This window comes from Flavobacterium sp. KACC 22763 (genome assembly GCF_028736155.1).
GTDB lineage: Bacteria > Bacteroidota > Bacteroidia > Flavobacteriales > Flavobacteriaceae > Flavobacterium.
In genome coordinates this window covers 1,337,989-1,355,351 of sequence record NZ_CP117879.1, presented here as the reverse complement: position 1 = coordinate 1,355,351, position 17,363 = coordinate 1,337,989, and the positions used below count along the sequence as shown (strand labels likewise).

Sequence of the window (17,363 nt, the reverse complement as noted above, 5' to 3'; positions counted from 1 at the left end):
GCACTCGCAATCACAAACGATAGCAACCTAGTAAAATAGGGCGATTAGCTCAGCTGGTTCAGAGCACCTCGTTTACACCGAGGGGGTCGGGGGTTCGAACCCCTCATCGCCCACAAATTTTTTATAAAAAAAAACACTTGCAAATATAAAATCTAGATGTATATTTGCACTCGCTATCAGAAACGATAGTAACCTAATAAAATAGGGCGATTAGCTCAGCTGGTTCAGAGCACCTCGTTTACACCGAGGGGGTCGGGGGTTCGAACCCCTCATCGCCCACAAAACTCCTTAAGCAATTAAGGATTTTTTTTTTTGAATTTCCTGAATGTAATAAATTAAAATTTACACTCAGTTTTTGGGGAGATACTCAAGCGGCCAACGAGGGCAGACTGTAAATCTGCTGTGTGAACTTCGCAGGTTCGAATCCTGCTCTCCCCACAAAAAAATAAAGCCTATAGATCTTTGGATTTATAGGCTTTTTACTTTTCTTGCTAAGCTGTTTCTAAAATTAAATATATTAGACAAATACTCTTTCTGTTTATCTTCTATTATTAATAAACCATTAAAGTAATTCGTCTCAAATCGGTCACTTTCCAAAAACAGGTACTTTAATTTACAATTGTATTCCAATTCTTTTTGAATACTAGTAATAATATGTAAAGATTCAGCTTCTTCAATTTTAAACCATTCATTAATTTCAATTGGTTTACATACACTAAGAAGCACTTCAATATTGTCATTTTGCCTATTAAAGAGATCTAAACAGAAATGATAAAGTGCTTCTTCTGATACTAAAAGTGTTTTTTCGTTGAAATGTAAATTATATGTCACTTTACAACTAGCATCATCTTCTTTCTCAATTCTAATTTTATTTACTTCATTTACAAAAATGACTGAGTTTGAGAATACATCAAAATTGTGTTTGAACTTCTCTGATAGAATTTTTAAATTTTCAATAATAGTTTCAGCCATTGCTTTACTTTCTTTTTACTATGCTAATATAATTAAAACCCAGTCACTTCTTGTTTTCGGTTATTAGAATTATTAAGACAGTATTAAATGAGGATTTTATTTCACTAGAACTTTTTCAACACCACTTTCCAACCACAAAAATTTCTCTTTTACCTCAGATTTTTCAATTTCACTTTTTAATGATTTTGCAGACTGTTTAAAATGCCACCAACCTTCATAATGTATCGGAATTACAACGCTCGGTTTTAAAAGTTGAGTTGTTGCAATTGCTTCTGTGCCATTCATTGTCACTCGTAAATTTCTTTTTAAATAAGGAAATGCACCAGCTCCTAAATGCAAAATGGCTATGTCTACTTTTTTCTTTTGCTTCAGTTCATGTAGTCCTTCAAAAAGAACAGTATCTCCTGAGATATATAAACAGCCGTTTTGCTGGGCTTCCCATTCTAATGCAAAACCAATAACCTTACCCATAACTCTGTTTAATCTTTTAATATTGGTATGCTGAGCTGGTATTGCTGTAATTTTTAGATTTTTTACTTTTTCAGTTGCAACATTATATTCCTGCCAGTTGTCAAGTCCTATTGTATTGGTGTTTTTTAAACGTTTTACAGCATCTTTTGTTGAAAGAACAATAGGAACGGTTTGAATAAAATTACGCCCTTTTTTATCTAAATTATCACTGTGATGATCATGACTTAATAAAACTAAATCTATTTTTCCAATTTCTTCAATAGATAGGGAAGGATTACAATATTTTTTTGAAAATGCCATCGGACTGCTGACATATTGAGGAAAAAATCCGTCTTTTTTGTCTAAAGTAGGATCTGTCAAAATTTTAAATCCATTTATGTTTATCAGCACGCAAGCCGTGTCGATATGTGTAATTGTAACTTTCATTTGTACTTGATTTTAAATTGTTAAAATGTTCATACAAATCTGAGTTTAATAAATGATCTTCAAATTGACTTTGGTCAAGAAATGCGTTTTCTAATCCTGCTTAAGGTTTCTGGTACGACTCCAATATAAGAAGCAAGATATTTTAGCGGAATCTGCTGAATGTATTTAGGCTGTTCAAATAGCAATCTTTCATATCTTTCTTGCGGTGTTTTGGTCAGAAGATTTAATTCTCTTTTTACTTTCTTATCAAGCAGATATTCAGTTGCAATGCGTCCGAGTTTCTTTGCTGTTTCACATTTTTCGTAAAGACGCTGTAAATTTTCGTATGATATAGAAAATAATTGACAATCTGTTAATGCCTGGATATACACATTGGTTGCTGTTCTGTTGTAGAAAGAATCGTATGCACAATAAAAGGAATTTTTGAAAGCAAAATCAAAAGTAATTTCTTTATCGTTTGCAACAACATAATATCTGACAACTCCTACGTCTATAAAAGACAAATAATTTTCAGATTGACCTTGAGCAAGAATCAGCTCATTTGCCGAGAATTGTCTTGTTTTTATACAGCTTAAAAATTCAGCTAAAGTATGTTCTGGAAAGCCTAGCTTTTCAAAATATTCTATTATTGATGTCATTTCAAACGATTCAGTATTTATTTTAGGCTAATATACAATCATTCCAACAATTTAAAATAATGGGCTAGCTATTGAATTGTTGCAAATCTGTAGAAAAAGTTCTAAATTACGTTCAATCTAAAAATAAAAACACAAAGATGAAACAGCAAAAAGATTGGTCAATAGACGAAATTCAAAACACTTGGCAATTGGTCTCAAAACTTCATGACGGACAAAAATACGGTGGGAGTGATGAAGGCGAAAGAGTTGAATACATCAATCATATCGGAAGTGTTGTTTTTGAAGTTTTAAATGCCGTGCAATTAACAGAAAATATGAATGCCGATTTGGCTGTAAAATGTGCTATGCTTCATGATACTATCGAAGACACGGCATTTACTTATGAAAAAGTTGTCGATTTGTTTGGTTCTCAAGTTGCATCTGGGGTTTTGGCATTAACCAAGAATGAAGAAATTGAGGATTCATTTGAAAAAATGCGCGATAGTTTAAACAGAATTAAAAAACAGCCAATAGAAGTCTGGGCTGTGAAAATGGCCGACAGAATATGCAATTTATACGAACCTCCATATTATTGGAATGACGAGAAAAAGTTAAAATATATTGAAGAAGCCGAAATTATACATAATGAACTTAAAGATGGAAATATCTATTTAGCAGAAAGGTTAAAGAATAAAATTCGAGAATATAATCGTTTTCTTAGCACTGCTAACCAATTGTAATTATCAAATTCCTTAAGTAATTGAAGAGTTTGGTAATTACTATAATGCATTTGCGTCATAATTATATGCAAGAAAGATTTAACCGTTAAAAAAACTTATTTTAATGGTTTAAAGTCTTCTAAAGGCAAAAGGACATTCAAGCCAACACTATTTTTGCATCGTGAAAATTAAAAGTTTGATGCTATGATTGATTTGAATATTCCTGACTCCCTACTAATAAAGAAATATCTAGAAGGCAATGAAGAAGCTCTCTCTACATTAATCAAAAGACATGAATCTAGAATATATAGTTTTATATACTCAAAGGTTAAAGATAAAGATATCTCAAATGATATTTTTCAAGACACTTTTATTAAAATAATCAAAACTTTTAAAGGCAACTCATATAAAGAAGAAGAAAAATTTCTTTCTTGGGTACTAAGGATATCCCACAACTTGGTCATAGATCATTTTCGAAAAGTAAATCGTATGCCAATGCAAAGGGAAACTGAAGATTTTTCTATTTTTTCTATCATGCAGAGTGATTCTCAAAACATTGAAGATCAAACAATCACAAATCAAATTCAAACTGATATCAAGAAGCTTATAGAAGAGCTTGCCGATGATCAAAAAGAAATAGTGATAATGAGAATTTATCAGAACATGAGTTTTAAGGAAATATCTGAAGAGAAAGAAATTAGCATAAACACAGCATTAGGAAGAATGCGTTATGCTATGAATAATTTGAGAAAAATAATAGAAAAAAATAAAATGATTTTAGATTATTAATTTTCTTTCGTTAATCTATCCAATTCTTTTAATAAAGTTGGCATTCTAAATTCTCCATGCATGCTTTCGACTTTTTTATAAGCTTTGTCCAAATCAATTCCGATAGAAGTAATATACAACGGTTTCTTGCTGTCGCCTCTAAAAAGTGCTTTCTTGTTCTTTTCTATAGAGGCAAAATTCGTTTTGGCAACACCAATAATCGGAATTTGTTTATTCAGCTTTTCATACAGATAGCCTCCCAAACCATATTTCTGTTCGTCATTTAAATACACGAAACCATCAACAACTATTGCTTTAACCTTAGACAAATCAACTTGATTTAATAAGCTCAAAATGCATGGTAATTCTCTTTTATAAAACTCTCCAGGAATATATTCTGCTACATTGTCTATTGTTTCAGAATAAATTTTAAAGTTTTTATCTTCATTCCACTCTGTAAATTCTAGACAGATTGTTTTTGCTTTTTGGTCAAAGTAATAAGTATCAAAAGCTAAGATCATATGTTATTTTCTAAGGTGTAAATAAGAGTTTAAAATTAGAAAAATCATTTATAAACATCTATTTATTGGAGATAATTAGTTTAAAAGTTTTCTTTAGCTCGAAGTCGGCATCAATCAAAAATCCCAAAACTTTATAATTCAAGTTTTTGAAAAACTCATAAATAAATGTAGTTTAGCTAAAACTTTTAAAAAAAATCCCTTTTCAATTACATTTGAATATGAAATGGATCACTAGAGAAAGACCAAAAATAGATCGAATCGCCTGTCCGTGGCTGATTCGAAAGTTTGTTGATCCTGAATCTGAATTTATCTATGTCCCTTTTGATGATGTTATAGCAAAAGCAAAAGAACTTGATGCTATTCCGTTTGATGTTCCAAATGTTGAATTTACGCACTATAATGAAGAATGCACTTTTGATTATATCATAAAGAAATATGATATAAAAGATCCAGCGGTTAAAATTATTGCCGGAATTGTACGCGGAGCAGATACCGACCGACATGAAATTGCAAAAGAATCGGCTGGGCTTTGGGCTATTTCTGCTGGACTGGCTTATAATATTACCGATGATTATGAACTGTTAGAAAAAGGAATGCTTCTATATGACGCCTTATACAGCTGGGCTACACACTTATATCAGCAAAATCACTTGCAGAATAGTCCGTTTGAGAAACTGCTTCATGAAGTCTATAACAAATTTCTAAAAGACAAAAAAGCATTAGGAAAAACACCTTCTTGGGTAAAGGATTTAAAAAACTTAATTCAAGATCAGGTTGATGCTCAGTTTGCTTTTGATTTAAAGAAAATTTCGAGCGAATTAGATTTAAATCCGTCCTATTTATCACGAGAATTTTCTAAGCATTTTGAAGATTTAAATTTTGGCGAATATGTTAGAAAACTTCGTATTGAAAAAGCAATCAATCTTATCGAAAATTCCGCTCATAATTTAACTGAAATAGCTTATATGACTGGCTTTTCAGACCAAAGTCATTTTACCAGAATTTTTAAGCTCCATACAGGTAAAAATCCTTCTGCTTATAGAAAAAAGTCAAAAAAGTAAACCAGATACAAAAGGTAAATTGAGTTCTATTTTTTGACTGCAGATGCTTCTAGCTTTGTTTATATAACCAAAATTTTAAACAATGTCTTTCAAGCACACTTTCTTTATTGCTTTATTATCCACAGGTTTTACAGCTTTCTCACAAACTACATACCCGAAAATAACGGGATATTTTGGCATTATGCATCCAATTGTTACTATAAATGAAGACGAAACTACTGTAAATTTTAGAGATTATTACGCTGTTGGTTTCCCTACAGGCATTAATATCTGGAAAAATGAAAAAATTGGATTTTCTTTTGAAATGGTTCCCAACATAAAAGATGATCAGGGGACAAGTAAAGTGACCAATCTACTTTTTCATCCAGGAGTTTTGGTCGCTTTAGGAAAAGGGTACATATTTGCTGGAAGAGCTGCTTTTGAAACTAGCGGACGATATGGATTTACTCCCGTTTTTAATAAAACGATTATAAAGAATAGCAGTTGCAGTTATTATGTTGCTGTGCCTTTACCTGTTCGTTTTGGTAATGATCATCCAGCTAGTTTTACGATTGGTTTTCAATTTGGAATTGCTTTTTAATTATTTTTAAACCGAAAACTTTCTATAAATTTACTTGATTATCATTAACTTAGTCTTAATCAATTAAAACTAAAGTTTATGAAAACTAAAATGATATGGGCCAACTTGGTTTCAAGCGATATACCTAAAACAATTCAATTTTACACTGCTCTTGGTTTTAAACAAAACGGACAAGAAACAAAGGAGCTGGTAAGTTTCATTTTTGGAGAGAATGATTTTGTGATTAATTTTTTTGCACCAAAAAGATTGGAAGATGCTATAAGAGGAAAACTATCCAATACGGCTATAGATAACGAAATTGTGTTTTCTTTGTCTGCGAGTAGTGTAGAGGAGGTTGATCTTTGGTACAATAAAATAAAAGAAATCAACGGAACTATTTTCTCTGAGCCTGAGAATTTTGAAATTGGTTATACCTTTGGTTTTTCAGATCCAGACGGTCATAAGTTCAATTTTTTATATTGGCCTGGAATGTAAATTTTCTTGAATTGAATTTAAAAACAAAAAAAATAGCAATATACTTAATTGCCATTTTTAGTGTTGTATTCTGCCGCGATATCGCTCCAGTCATTTTCCCAAGTATTTTGGAAATATATTTCCGCCATATGCCAGTCTTCTTCATCCCAATCGTCTCTTTCGTCAATTAATTCTAACTGTTCAGATTCTAGTTTTTCCATTATTAAAACCAAAAAATCATCAAAACTATCAGCAATAACAGCAATTGGTTCAGGATCGCCAGTTGGCAGATACAAAATTTGTCCCAAAGTTCCTTCTGAATTCGGGTTAAAATCGATTGCCAAATAATTTCCAGAGCCATCATAAGCAAACGGAATTCTTTTTGGGCAGTATAACGTATTCTTAATCTTTTCTACCTGATTAATTGCTTCAGCTTCCATTTCTGGAGCTTCTTTTAAGAAAGTCCACTGCATCTTAATTTCTTCAATTCCTAAGTAGCTAAAACCTCCCATAAAGCCAACACTGCGATTTTCTCCATTATATGTTTCAAGAAGATTAATGTAAGATTCAGGTAATTTTGCTTCAATGAAGTCTTCTAATTTATTGATTTCATTAATATTAGCGCCAGTATTCATGAATTGATCGAAAATATCAAGTTTTGATTTATAGGCATCTATATATTGGTGAGATAAAATTGATTTCATTTTGTTATACAATTATTTGCTGCTTGTTAAACTCAGCTATTAGTTTTTTGTTTGCTTCTATTATTTTCTGAGGATTAATCATGTTCGGACTAAATATCAAATCATAGTTTTTATCCTTTGGCCTAAATTGATTCACTCCATAAGCCACACTATTTGCAGGTATGTTTTTGGTTATGATAGCTCCCGCGCCAATAACCGAATTTTCGCCAATAACTATTGGACCTAAAATTTTGGCACCATCAGCAATAATGACATTTTTAGCAATGATAGGGTTTCCGACGTTTTCCCATTCGTCATTAACTTTATTGTATTTCAAATTAGCTCCAATTGATACGTTTTGAAAAATAACCACATTCGCACAGATTTTAGACGCCACGATTGTACACCCGCGGGCATGATGCGCAAACAAAACAGATTTATCCATTTCTGCACAGTTTATTTCACAACAGTATAATTTTTCTAATAAATTACCAGCAATGTATTTTAAAAGACTATTTTTTGAATGGCAATTGATTTTAATTAATGTATCAAACATATTCTTTACAAAGCTTTAGCAACAACTCATAACTCATAATTCATAATTCAAAACTCAATTTAAGGTTCCCAAAGCTCAATTTTATTTCCTTCAGTATCCATAATGTGTACAAACTTGCCATATTCGTAGGTTTCAATATCATCAAGAACTGTAACTCCGTTTGATTTCAGTTTTTCTACAAGACCTTCAATATTCTGAACACGATAGTTTACCATAAATTCTTTTTTAGAAGGTGAAAAATATTCATCTCCTTTATTAAAAGGACACCATTGCGTAGATTCTATCTCTTCTGGTTTTTCCAAATTTCTAGACTCAAAACTTGCGGAACCCCATTCATTGATTTCTAATCCTAAATTTTTAGCATACCATTCTTTGGTTTCTTTCGGATTATCCATAAAAAAGAAAATACCGCCAAGTCCAGTCACTTTGGGTGTTGTATCGTTTGAATTATTTTCCATAGGTTAGTTTTTAAGGTTATTTTCGAGAATCTAAGATATTAAATATTGCTTGTATTTTTATTCTATTTGCTTTTGAATTACATTTACATAAACGTATTTCAATCTAAATTAAAGCAAAATGAAAACGGAAAGAATTTACAAAATACTATTTTCCAGCGTTTATCCTTTATACATTCAAAAAGTAGAAAAAAAGGGAAGAACAAAAGAAGAATTAGATATTGTAATCAAATGGCTTACAGGATATAGTGATGATCAAATTAAAGAACAAATTGAAAAGAAAGTAGATTTTCAAACATTCTTTGCTGAAGCTCCAAAACTCAATCCGAATGCTTCTAAAATTACGGGAGTAATCTGCGGCTATCGTGTAGAAGAGATTGAAGATCCTTTAATTCAAAAAATGCGATATTTAGACAAACTAATTGATGAAATCGCCAAAGGAAGAAAAATGGAAAAGATTTTAAGAGAATAAAAAAGCTGATTAGAATATAACTATAAAAAAAATATTCCGTAGGAATATCTCATCGGTAGAAAGAGAAAATTACGTCTATATTGTGTCCTGTAGGGACACCTGATTTTAATAAAATAAAATTTCAAAAAAAATCAAACGTTCCTACGGAACGTAAACTTTTCTAATTCAATCTAGTTCTACCAATGAGACATTCCTACGGAATGAATTCTTTTAAACTCTCAGCAAACCGCGAAAGCCTCTCGCAGCATAATAAGATTCTGCACCATTATGGTAAACAAAAACGGTATTATATCTAAAATCTGAGAAAATTGCACCGCCTAATTTTCTTATTTCTGGCGGAGTCAAAATCCAGCTTGACGTTTTCGCATCAAATTTTCCTAGTTTTTGCAGTTCTTTATATTGCGCTTCGTTTAAGATTTCAATTCCCATTTCTTCTGCCATATTTATAGCACTGTCAGCGGGTTTGTGTTCTTTTCTTTTTTCGAGCGCTTCATGATCGTAACAGATACTTCTACGTCCTTTTGGACTTTCAGAAGAACAATCTACAAAAAGATATTCGTCAGTTTTTGAATCGTATCCAATTACATCTGGCTCGCCTTCAGTTCTTTCCATTTCGTCAAGAGACCATAGTTTTGATGGATTAGCTTTCAGTTTGGCTTCAATTTTTGACCAATCTAGATTCTCGTGACGGTTTTTATTCTTTTCAAAACGCTTTTCGAGTATGTTCAATAATTCGTCTTGTTCGTTTACGGTAAGTTGCTTTTTCATTTTTCTAAGTTTTTAATTAGAACTGCATTTTCTAGTTTCAGGTCTGAAATACCAAGAAACTACAGTTAAAACAATCAATAATGTTGGCCCGAAAAGAGCTGAAGCGTCATCTTTAATAGCTAAATGTGAAACTACAGCTCCAGACATGGCAAAAAAGAAACCTGCATAAGCCCATTCTTTCAGTAAACCAAATTTTGGAATTAAAATTGCAATTACTCCTAAAAGTTTCCAAACACCTAAAAGCGTTAAAAAATAAAGCGGATAGCCTAACTTCTGTATCATTTCTGCTTCTTCTTTTACAGGTATCAGTTGTACAATTCCTGTTGCTGTCATTCCCAAAGCCAACCATAAAGTGGCAATCCAATAGATAATTTTATTTCTTTTGCTCATGATTTTTATTTTAGTTTAGTTACAATTTCTTCCAATCGGTTGTGCGCCATATTTAATCCTTGTGCAAATGGCAGTTTTAACTGTGTCATTCTATGCTCGATAGATTTATAAATGATCTGCATAGTCAATTTGCTAGTGGCATCTGTTAGTTTTTCAAACTCCAAAAATTCTAATTGAGGCGCAAAATTGGCATTATCCATTTCAAAAGTGCGCACTATTTTTTCATTCGGAACAAAATCATGAAAAACACCATTTGCTCTAAAAACTACATTTCCATTAGGATCGCTAGTTTCATACTCCCATCCACCATATTTTTTGCTTTCCAGCTTCAATACTTTTGTACCCATCCATTGTGCTACAATTTCAGATTCGGTATGAGCTTTAAATAATAATTCAACTGGCAGATCAAATTCTCTCGTAATCACAAGATCTAGTCTGTCATCTTCGGCGTGAATTTTTGTTTTCTTTTCCATGGTTTATTTTTTATAGTTTTTCATAATTGATTCTAATTTATTAAAACGATCGTCCCACATTTTTCTGAATGGCTCGATGAACTTGTCAATTTCTTTCATTTTTTCTGGGTTTAAATGATAATAAATTTCTCTTCCGTTTTGAGTTTGGTGTAATAGTTCGCATTCGTTCAAAATCTGAATATGTTTTGAAATAGTCTGTCTTGACGAATTAAAATTCTCTGCAATTGCCCCAGGCGTCATAGCCTGAATGGCAACTAAACTTAAAATAGCTCTTCGGGTAGGATCGGCTATTGCTTGAAAAACATCTCTTCTAATCTCCATTGTGCAGTTATTTGACTGCAAATATAATGAAGTCATTTGACTGCGCAATATTTTTTTTGATTTTTTTTTTCAAAAAGAAAACCTTCAAACTTTTCAATTTGAAGGTTTTATAGTGTTTGATTAATCTAGAAAAGATATTCTTAATCAAGTCCAGCGAACTGAAAAGACTTTGTTTCCTTGAAATTAATCAAAGATTCACCAGAATAATTCTCATTATTTGCTAAGCTCAATTTTTTGATCTTTCCTTTTTCGCTAAAATCAATTTTACTGAATTCAACCCAAATGACATTCGGATTTAAAACATTATCAAAATAATAAACCAGATTCTTTTGGTCTGCAACTGTTCTCCAGCGGGTAGAGGAGATGTTAGGTTCAGTTTCTGATGAAATTCCTAAAGGAACAGAACAATTTCTAATTACACCAAAAACACTAGATAAAGCTGTTCTGATATTATCTGTTTTCGGAATGGCATCAATATAATAAGAAGCTCTTACAAAACGATCTGCGGCACGATTGGTTCCTGGAAGCATAATAGTACCCGGAATACCTTTCCAATACGCATTAATGGCTAATTGCTGGTCAAAAATAGGTGAATTGGTCATGGCAACATATTTTCTATCATGATGGATAACAAGCTTGCCATTTATATATTCAAAAATAGCATTGTCTCCGCCGGAATCAGAAATAGATAAATGAACAGTTGCAAAAATATTGGTTCCTGGAATATGTGAAGAAGTAATGACAAATTCGTTCTTTTCTAATGCAGAAACGGTTTCTGCAACGGTCGAAAAATTATCCAAAACATACTGAAGCCATAAAGAAACTGCCAAACCTTTTACTTTCCCATTTTTTTCAAATGCAGGATATTGTGATTCTACAAGCCATAAAAGGTTGCCTACAAGTCCTTTTTCGTTCATACCATCAGAAGAAGCAATGTCCCAAGAACTGGTAATAACGCTTCCGTATTTAGATTTCCATTTTATTGAACTTGTACCAACTTCTCCAGATCGTTCAATTCCACGAGGAAAAATCCATAAATTGGCAGGAATCTCTCCGCGCCAATCCATCGAACGGGCAGTAATAATTGTTCCATTTAGACCTTCATAAACGACTCTTGTACAAGGTAAAACAGTTTCGGTTATTAATAATGTAAAAGCAAGCAGGGCAGGAAAAATTCTGATTTTTGGTTTCATAAAATTTTAGATTTTAATTAAACGTGCAACTTGAATTTATAAAAGCTTTTTTTTAAATAGATTAAATTTATCAGTATTTACTGCAATTTACGGAATTTTAATTATTTGAATATGAAATTAATACTAAAAGAAAAACGCCAAGATAATTCTCAGCGTTGATGGTTTTTATTTTAAAGCAAAATACTTTTTTCAATATCGATTTGCTCCAAAAATGATTGATCGTGTGAAATCACAATTAAAGTTCCCCGATATTCATTGATTGCAGTGGTTAATATTTCAATATTTTGAATATCCAGATTATTTGTAGGTTCGTCCAGAATGATAATCTCAGGAGATTCGTTGCTAATCGTTAGACAGCATAGCATTAAACGCATTCTTTCGCCTCCGCTTAATGCATTGCAAGGTTTGTCCCAATCATTTCTAGAAAACAAAAAGCGATTCAATCTCATCTTTATTTCGTGCTCTTCTAAACCGCAGTCATTAAAAGCTTGAGCTTGTTCGTAAATTTTAAGATTCTGATTCAATAATGAATAATCCTGATCGATATAAATTGCTTTTTTTGCCAATGAAGTGGTTTGTCCTTGCGTTGGAATCAATTCTCCAAGAATAATTTTGATTAAAGTTGTTTTCCCAGAACCATTCAAACCTTTTATGGCAAGGCGTTCTCCAGAAAGAATTTCAAAATTGAGGTTTTCTTTCCAAAGAATTTTATCTTCATAAGCATAATTCATATCTGAAGCCTTAAAAAGTGTTTTTCCTTTGAGAAAAGAAGTAGTATCAAACCCGAATTTCATTTGATCTATTGCAGGAAGTGATGAACGCAACTGTCTCAAATCCTCTGAAATTCCGTTAATTTTTTCGGCATGAACGTCTTTGAGTTTAGAACTGCTGTTTTCAGCTTTATTTCGAAGCGTATTCATCATAATTCTGGCAACACCAGACTTTTCCTGTTTCTTTTTGCCTCTAGAATCAAGTTTGTTTTGGCGTTCAATAGATTCTCTTTCTTTTTCTTTGGCCTTTCGCAAAGCTTTTTCTTTGCTCTGAACATCTTGTTCTAAAGCATTATGTTCAATTTTCTTCTGTTCGTTATAAAAATCATAACCTCCGCCATAGACTGAAATTTCATTTTTTGACATTTCTAAAGTCTTATTTAAAAGATTTAGAAGTGTTCTGTCATGACTAACAACTAAAAGTGTACTAGAAGTAGATTTTATAAAATCATATAATAATTTTCTACCAGAAAAATCTAAATGATTGCTAGGTTCGTCCAATAAAACCAAATCGGGTTCATGAATCATAATTCCGGCTAAAAAAACTTTTGTTTTCTGTCCTCCGCTTAAAGTTTCCATTTTTTGGTTCAAATCCAAATCATGGAGTTGCCAATACGATAGAGCTTCATTACAGCGCTCTTCAATTGTCCAGTCGTCATTTAGAAGCTGAAGGTTTTCTTCGGTTACAACACCTTCAAGTATTTCTTTAAGTGAGATTAACTTTTCCTTTATTTTTAAAGCTTCAGCAATTGTCAAATCATTAAACTGACCAAATAATTGAGGTACAAAATAAGGTTTTGAATTTTGAATTAGTTGCCCTGAAAATGGATGTAATTCACCTGCGATAATTTTTAATAATGTAGATTTTCCAACACCATTATTTCCGACCAAAGCGGTTTTATCGTGATGCTTTAGAGTAAAACTAATGTTTTGAAACAGCATGTCTTTATTCTCATGCTGATATGAGATATTTTGAAGAATAAGCATAATTCCTTTCTTTTATAGATAAATAATTGGGTCACCACAAAACTGTGATTACTCGCTAAATTTTCTGAAAGAAATTATTTTTCACATATCGTAATACTTATTTTAAGAAGTGCAAAGATATTTATTTTAGTTCTAAAAATCAAAAAACCATTCTTAACGATGGAAAAGAATGGTTTTTTAGCATTGAATTACGTTGTAATTCTATATTTAAATTTTACTAAATGTCAGTTTGGCTTCTTTGGTATCTAGAATTAATTGATCATCTGTTATTGTGCTCACACATTCATAAGGTGTACCAACTTCATCTTTTATAACAAGTTTTTTTCCTTTTTGTGTTAACGCGTAAGTTCCGTCGGTAATTTCACGAAGCAAGTATCCAGTAACGTGGCCATCTTCTGTAAAAGTAAGCATCCCGTTGGCTAAAATCGCATTTTTTGTAGAATCAGAAACAGCTTCTTTGGGTTCTACTGCAGTAACTTTCCATGAATTCACAAGCTTGTCTCTTTTAAGATGGCATGAAACTATTACGACAGCAATTGCAATTACGAGGGTAAATAATTTAGAGTTTTTCATGATTTTGTGATTAAAAGTTAAACAGGAAAAAGTTACAAAAAAAAATGACATTAAAATATTCGCAATCAAATATTTATAAAGATTTTTTTTACTTATTAAATTAAACTACTTTTAATACAAAAAGCCCCTATTTACGAGACTTTAGCTGATAACCAAATATTTAGAAATTAACTCTTCAAATAGTCAAAATTGGTTAAACAGTCTTTTTGAGGCACATTAATTAAGGGTTAGAGCTCCCAAAATTTCTTCATACATAAACGGTCCTCCAGGATAAGTCGCTGTATAATCCAAGTTCATCCATACTTGACCGCGCTCATCTATATGATAGTGTAGTTTTTTGCCGTAGCTTTCCTTTACAAAAAGCACGTTTTTAATTAAATAATTGACTTTTTCCAAATCAATCATAGAACCAATTAAGATTTCAGGATAGATATGCCCTTTGGTGTGAATTAGTCGCGGAGTTCCGCCAATAGAACGTACAGCGGCAGCCATTAAAATAGAATGATCATCGCAATCGCCAGAGAAATATTCTAAAGATTCGCTGGCGGTTGCAATATAATCACCGTCTTTTGGATCGTTTACATAATTCCATCTGCCGTTTATTTCTTTAAAAACAGCAAAACATTGAATTATAGTTCGATAATCTGAGTACCCTCTTATGCCTTTAAAATGCTTTGTCGTTGCCATAATAGCAAAATTTCGCACTTTCGGATTCTGGTATTCTATAGCATTGAGAATCTTTGTTTTATTTGGAAACGGAAGTAGTTTTGCTACAATAATATCCTGCGGATATGGATTATCAGACATGGTATAAATCATAGAATTATAATCTTCTGAGATTTCGTTAAAACCATAATTTCCAATCACCGATCCATAGAATAGAATCAATAAATAAACTGCAACACACAGGATAATAATTGTTCTGAGATACATCAGAAGAAAAAATACAGCTGCAAAAACAAAAATAAAGATGAATATACGATCTAGATTGAATGCCCATTCTAGATCGATCAAATTTTGATGCAGTATGATGAAAATCGGAATTGTAATTAAAAGACTCAACAGCGAGATAATAATCCTGTCCCACGGTGATTTCACCTGTAGTTTAGATTTTAATTGCGGTAAGTCAATTTTAGGGAATTTCATCATACGAATCAAAAAGCAGTATTTACAATGCTTTTACTGTTTCTACAAAAATACTTTTTTTATCAATAATTCCCAGATCAAATAATTGATTTTGAATTTTATTAAAAGATTTTTCTGTCAAATTTTTCTGTGACCACTGAGTCAATTTTAGCCATTCTTTAATATCTTCTGCTTTTTGATTAAACAGCTTAGATAATTTCTTGTCTATTTCTGGAATCTCTTTAAAATCAACAGTTGTCTTGTTGATTATTTTAAGAATCGTCTCTACTGTTTTAGGATTCTTTTTCAAGAATTCGTCACGTCCTACAATAATAAATGAAGGCCAAGGAGTAGGGCAGTCGTCAATGCGTCTAAAAATGCCTTTATCTACAAGCGGTTTGGTCATAAAACGTTCCCACATAAAATAATCAGCTTTTTTATTGGTTAATGCATCTACAGCACCATCAATTGTATTTACAATCTCAAATTCAAGATCATCCATTTCCCAGCCTTGCTCATTTGCATTTACATAAGCCATTAATTGTGATCCTGAACCGATTCTCGAAATTGCGGCTTTTTTGTTTTTAAGGTCTTTTAGTGATTTAAAATCAGATTTTGCATCAACATGAATTCCCCATATTAAAGGAGATTGCACATAAACCTGCACGATTTTGCTCGGATTACCAGCTGCAATATCTTTAAGAATTCCTTCGGTTAGAATAACAGCCAAATCTGTTTCTCCGTCACGAAGCATTTGACACATCTTCCCAGTTCCTTCGGGAACATTTGTCCATTTTAAGTCGATGTTCTCTTCTTCAAATTCGCCGTTTTCAATGCATAGATGCCACGGCAAATTGAAGTGTTCCGGAACACCCGCAATTTTGACAGTTTTCATTTATTTTAAGTTTAAGTTAAGTTGCTTGGTATGCGTATGCGTAATCGTATTGTTAAGTTTGGTTAGTTATATCTGTTAATCAAAATTATTTTAACACATAGAAATATAGCTTTTTAAAACTTAAAAAAAGACGTTTAACTTATTTCAGTAAACATAGCTATGTGTTAAAGCTTGCTTTTTCTAAAATCTTAAATAGATTCAATAAAAATCTATGTTTCTATGTGTTTAAATTAAATTTTAGCATTAGTTTTTTAATAAATCTGCCCTATGTTTTTCTGAAAGGCAAGGCTCAGCAAATTCTATAATTTCTTTAGATTCATATTCATTCAAAAGGCTTCTTACTAAAGTATAATCTATATCTTTAGTAATTTCTGCTGCAAAAAAAGTTTCATTTAGCCCTTCAGAGAGGCAATTAAGCACTTTTAGTTTGTCTCTGATGATTTCCTTGTCAAATCCTTTTTCTAGAACAGCCACCTGAATAATCGAATTTCCTGAATTCTGAATCGTTTTTCTATGCATAAAACGTTCTTCTGTTTCATCATATTCTGCATAAAAAATGTCATCTGTAGCAATCAAAGGACCAAAAAACGGAATATTATCCAGTTTGAAAAGACCTTTTTCCAGATCAATAATTTCTGCCCACATAGTTTCTGACACAACTTCGTCTAGATAATCACTATAGTATTTAAACAATATTTTCTTGTGCGTTTCCTGTTCCATTATTCAATTTCGCTAATTACAGCTTTTAAGGGAGATATTACAATTCTATAGCCATCTGGATCCTGAATCATTTTTCCGTTTTCATTCCAAAAAGGATTCAGCGATAGAATAACTGTAATATTGTGCTGCGTTAATTTATGTACTAATTTATCGTAATCTGCAATAGTTTTTGGGTATAAGACCATAACATCGTCTTCATCAAAAGTATGTTTTGCCGCAACTTGAGATTGAGTAAACTCAAAATGCCAGTCTAAACCTGGTTTTCCGACAAAAACACCATCATAATTGTTATGATGTTCAAATCCGCCCAATCGTTCAAATCCGAGCACATCAACATAAAAATTTTCAATTCTTTCTAAATCATTCGTATGTCTGGCTACTCTCAAAAACATAA

General features: G+C 32.0%; 24 protein-coding genes and 3 tRNA genes. 9 read left to right on the top strand and 18 right to left on the bottom strand.

What is annotated here, in order from left to right; genetic code table 11:
• Positions 1 to 38: 38 nt before the first annotated feature.
• The 3 genes from PQ463_RS05945 (at position 39) to PQ463_RS05935 (ending at position 438) form a co-directional block, all read left to right on the top strand.
• Positions 39 to 113 (top strand) — tRNA-Val (locus PQ463_RS05945).
• Between the two features lie 91 nt (positions 114 to 204).
• Positions 205 to 279 (top strand) — tRNA-Val (locus PQ463_RS05940).
• Positions 280 to 357: 78 nt separating this feature from the next.
• Positions 358 to 438: transfer RNA gene (locus PQ463_RS05935), tRNA-Tyr, on the top strand.
• Positions 439 to 468: 30 nt separating this feature from the next.
• Here PQ463_RS05935 and PQ463_RS05930 read toward each other — a convergent pair.
• The 3 genes from PQ463_RS05930 to PQ463_RS05920 all read right to left on the bottom strand — a co-directional run bounded on the left by PQ463_RS05930 (position 469) and on the right by PQ463_RS05920 (position 2,507).
• A complete protein-coding gene (locus PQ463_RS05930; protein WP_274256775.1) occupies positions 469 to 972 on the bottom strand; it encodes a hypothetical protein in 504 nt (167 codons plus the stop codon).
• Positions 973 to 1,068: 96 nt separating this feature from the next.
• Positions 1,069 to 1,869: an MBL fold metallo-hydrolase gene (locus PQ463_RS05925; RefSeq protein WP_274256774.1), complete on the bottom strand. Its 801-nt coding sequence runs from the start codon at positions 1,867 to 1,869 to the stop codon at positions 1,069 to 1,071.
• Between the two features lie 74 nt (positions 1,870 to 1,943).
• Complete coding sequence (locus PQ463_RS05920; protein WP_274256773.1) at positions 1,944 to 2,507, bottom strand: Crp/Fnr family transcriptional regulator; 564 nt, start codon at positions 2,505 to 2,507, stop codon at positions 1,944 to 1,946.
• Between the two features lie 137 nt (positions 2,508 to 2,644).
• Here PQ463_RS05920 and PQ463_RS05915 point away from each other — a divergent pair, with 137 nt between their 5' ends.
• Positions 2,645 to 3,226, top strand: coding sequence for an HD domain-containing protein (locus PQ463_RS05915; protein ID WP_274256772.1), 582 nt, complete (start codon positions 2,645 to 2,647; stop codon positions 3,224 to 3,226).
• A gap of 183 nt (positions 3,227 to 3,409) precedes the next feature.
• Positions 3,410 to 3,994 (top strand): RNA polymerase sigma factor, encoded by a 585-nt coding sequence (locus PQ463_RS05910; RefSeq protein WP_274256771.1) that lies wholly within the window; start codon positions 3,410 to 3,412, stop codon positions 3,992 to 3,994.
• On the opposite strand, the gene PQ463_RS05905 is transcribed toward PQ463_RS05910, so the two are convergent.
• Positions 3,991 to 4,494 carry an endonuclease V gene (locus PQ463_RS05905; protein WP_274256770.1) on the bottom strand — a complete coding sequence of 168 codons (504 nt, stop codon included), beginning with the start codon at positions 4,492 to 4,494 and terminating at the stop codon, positions 3,991 to 3,993. The two genes, PQ463_RS05910 and PQ463_RS05905, sit on opposite strands and share 4 nt — an antisense overlap.
• A 218-nt stretch (positions 4,495 to 4,712) precedes the next feature.
• Here PQ463_RS05905 and PQ463_RS05900 point away from each other — a divergent pair, with 218 nt between their 5' ends.
• The 3 genes from PQ463_RS05900 (at position 4,713) to PQ463_RS05890 (ending at position 6,609) form a co-directional block, all read left to right on the top strand.
• Positions 4,713 to 5,555, top strand: coding sequence for a chromate resistance protein ChrB domain-containing protein (locus tag PQ463_RS05900; protein ID WP_274256769.1), 843 nt, complete (start codon positions 4,713 to 4,715; stop codon positions 5,553 to 5,555).
• Positions 5,556 to 5,637: 82 nt separating this feature from the next.
• Positions 5,638 to 6,135, top strand: coding sequence for a hypothetical protein (locus PQ463_RS05895; RefSeq protein ID WP_274256768.1), 498 nt, complete (start codon positions 5,638 to 5,640; stop codon positions 6,133 to 6,135).
• Between the two features lie 78 nt (positions 6,136 to 6,213).
• Positions 6,214 to 6,609 (top strand): VOC family protein, encoded by a 396-nt coding sequence (locus tag PQ463_RS05890; protein WP_111378007.1) that lies wholly within the window; start codon positions 6,214 to 6,216, stop codon positions 6,607 to 6,609.
• 44 nt (positions 6,610 to 6,653) lie between these two features.
• On the opposite strand, the gene PQ463_RS05885 is transcribed toward PQ463_RS05890, so the two are convergent.
• The 3 genes from PQ463_RS05885 to PQ463_RS05875 are packed head-to-tail and all read right to left on the bottom strand — an operon-like array spanning position 6,654 to position 8,285.
• Entirely contained in the window at positions 6,654 to 7,292 is a 639-nt protein-coding gene (locus PQ463_RS05885) for an SMI1/KNR4 family protein (RefSeq protein ID WP_274256767.1), read from the bottom strand.
• A gap of 4 nt (positions 7,293 to 7,296) precedes the next feature.
• On the bottom strand, positions 7,297 to 7,827 hold the full coding sequence (locus PQ463_RS05880) for a serine O-acetyltransferase (RefSeq protein ID WP_274256766.1): 531 nt from the start codon (positions 7,825 to 7,827) through the stop codon (positions 7,297 to 7,299).
• A 59-nt stretch (positions 7,828 to 7,886) separates the two neighbouring features.
• Entirely contained in the window at positions 7,887 to 8,285 is a 399-nt protein-coding gene (locus PQ463_RS05875; RefSeq protein ID WP_274256765.1) for a VOC family protein, read from the bottom strand.
• A 118-nt stretch (positions 8,286 to 8,403) separates the two neighbouring features.
• On the opposite strand from PQ463_RS05875, the gene PQ463_RS05870 reads away from it, so the two are divergent.
• Positions 8,404 to 8,754 carry a DUF2200 domain-containing protein gene (locus PQ463_RS05870; protein WP_274256764.1) on the top strand — a complete coding sequence of 117 codons (351 nt, stop codon included), beginning with the start codon at positions 8,404 to 8,406 and terminating at the stop codon, positions 8,752 to 8,754.
• Positions 8,755 to 8,964: 210 nt separating this feature from the next.
• On the opposite strand, the gene PQ463_RS05865 is transcribed toward PQ463_RS05870, so the two are convergent.
• From PQ463_RS05865 to PQ463_RS05815, 11 genes are all read right to left on the bottom strand, one after another.
• Complete coding sequence (locus tag PQ463_RS05865; RefSeq protein ID WP_274256763.1) at positions 8,965 to 9,522, bottom strand: DUF4256 domain-containing protein; 558 nt, start codon at positions 9,520 to 9,522, stop codon at positions 8,965 to 8,967.
• Positions 9,523 to 9,534: 12 nt separating this feature from the next.
• The gene (locus PQ463_RS05860) at positions 9,535 to 9,912 is read right to left on the bottom strand and encodes a DoxX family protein (RefSeq protein WP_274256762.1); all 378 of its coding nucleotides are present in this window, start codon (positions 9,910 to 9,912) and stop codon (positions 9,535 to 9,537) included.
• A gap of 5 nt (positions 9,913 to 9,917) precedes the next feature.
• Positions 9,918 to 10,385 (bottom strand): SRPBCC domain-containing protein, encoded by a 468-nt coding sequence (locus PQ463_RS05855; protein WP_274256761.1) that lies wholly within the window; start codon positions 10,383 to 10,385, stop codon positions 9,918 to 9,920.
• Positions 10,386 to 10,388: 3 nt separating this feature from the next.
• Positions 10,389 to 10,706: an ArsR/SmtB family transcription factor gene (locus tag PQ463_RS05850; RefSeq protein ID WP_008464153.1), complete on the bottom strand. Its 318-nt coding sequence runs from the start codon at positions 10,704 to 10,706 to the stop codon at positions 10,389 to 10,391.
• A 140-nt stretch (positions 10,707 to 10,846) separates the two neighbouring features.
• A complete protein-coding gene (locus PQ463_RS05845; RefSeq protein WP_274256760.1) occupies positions 10,847 to 11,899 on the bottom strand; it encodes a linear amide C-N hydrolase in 1,053 nt (350 codons plus the stop codon).
• Positions 11,900 to 12,069: 170 nt separating this feature from the next.
• Entirely contained in the window at positions 12,070 to 13,656 is a 1,587-nt protein-coding gene (gene abc-f / locus PQ463_RS05840; protein WP_274256759.1) for a ribosomal protection-like ABC-F family protein, read from the bottom strand.
• Between the two features lie 207 nt (positions 13,657 to 13,863).
• On the bottom strand, positions 13,864 to 14,229 hold the full coding sequence (locus PQ463_RS05835) for a hypothetical protein (RefSeq protein WP_274256758.1): 366 nt from the start codon (positions 14,227 to 14,229) through the stop codon (positions 13,864 to 13,866).
• Between the two features lie 216 nt (positions 14,230 to 14,445).
• Positions 14,446 to 15,378: a transglutaminase-like domain-containing protein gene (locus PQ463_RS05830; protein WP_274256757.1), complete on the bottom strand. Its 933-nt coding sequence runs from the start codon at positions 15,376 to 15,378 to the stop codon at positions 14,446 to 14,448.
• A gap of 19 nt (positions 15,379 to 15,397) precedes the next feature.
• Positions 15,398 to 16,249 (bottom strand): substrate-binding domain-containing protein, encoded by an 852-nt coding sequence (locus PQ463_RS05825; protein WP_111378019.1) that lies wholly within the window; start codon positions 16,247 to 16,249, stop codon positions 15,398 to 15,400.
• Positions 16,250 to 16,492: 243 nt separating this feature from the next.
• The gene (locus PQ463_RS05820) at positions 16,493 to 16,969 is read right to left on the bottom strand and encodes a DUF4265 domain-containing protein (RefSeq protein WP_274256756.1); all 477 of its coding nucleotides are present in this window, start codon (positions 16,967 to 16,969) and stop codon (positions 16,493 to 16,495) included.
• On the bottom strand, positions 16,969 to 17,361 hold the full coding sequence (locus tag PQ463_RS05815; RefSeq protein ID WP_274256755.1) for a VOC family protein: 393 nt from the start codon (positions 17,359 to 17,361) through the stop codon (positions 16,969 to 16,971). The genes PQ463_RS05820 and PQ463_RS05815 overlap by 1 nt, the downstream gene beginning before the upstream one ends.
• Positions 17,362 to 17,363: the final 2 nt, after the last annotated feature.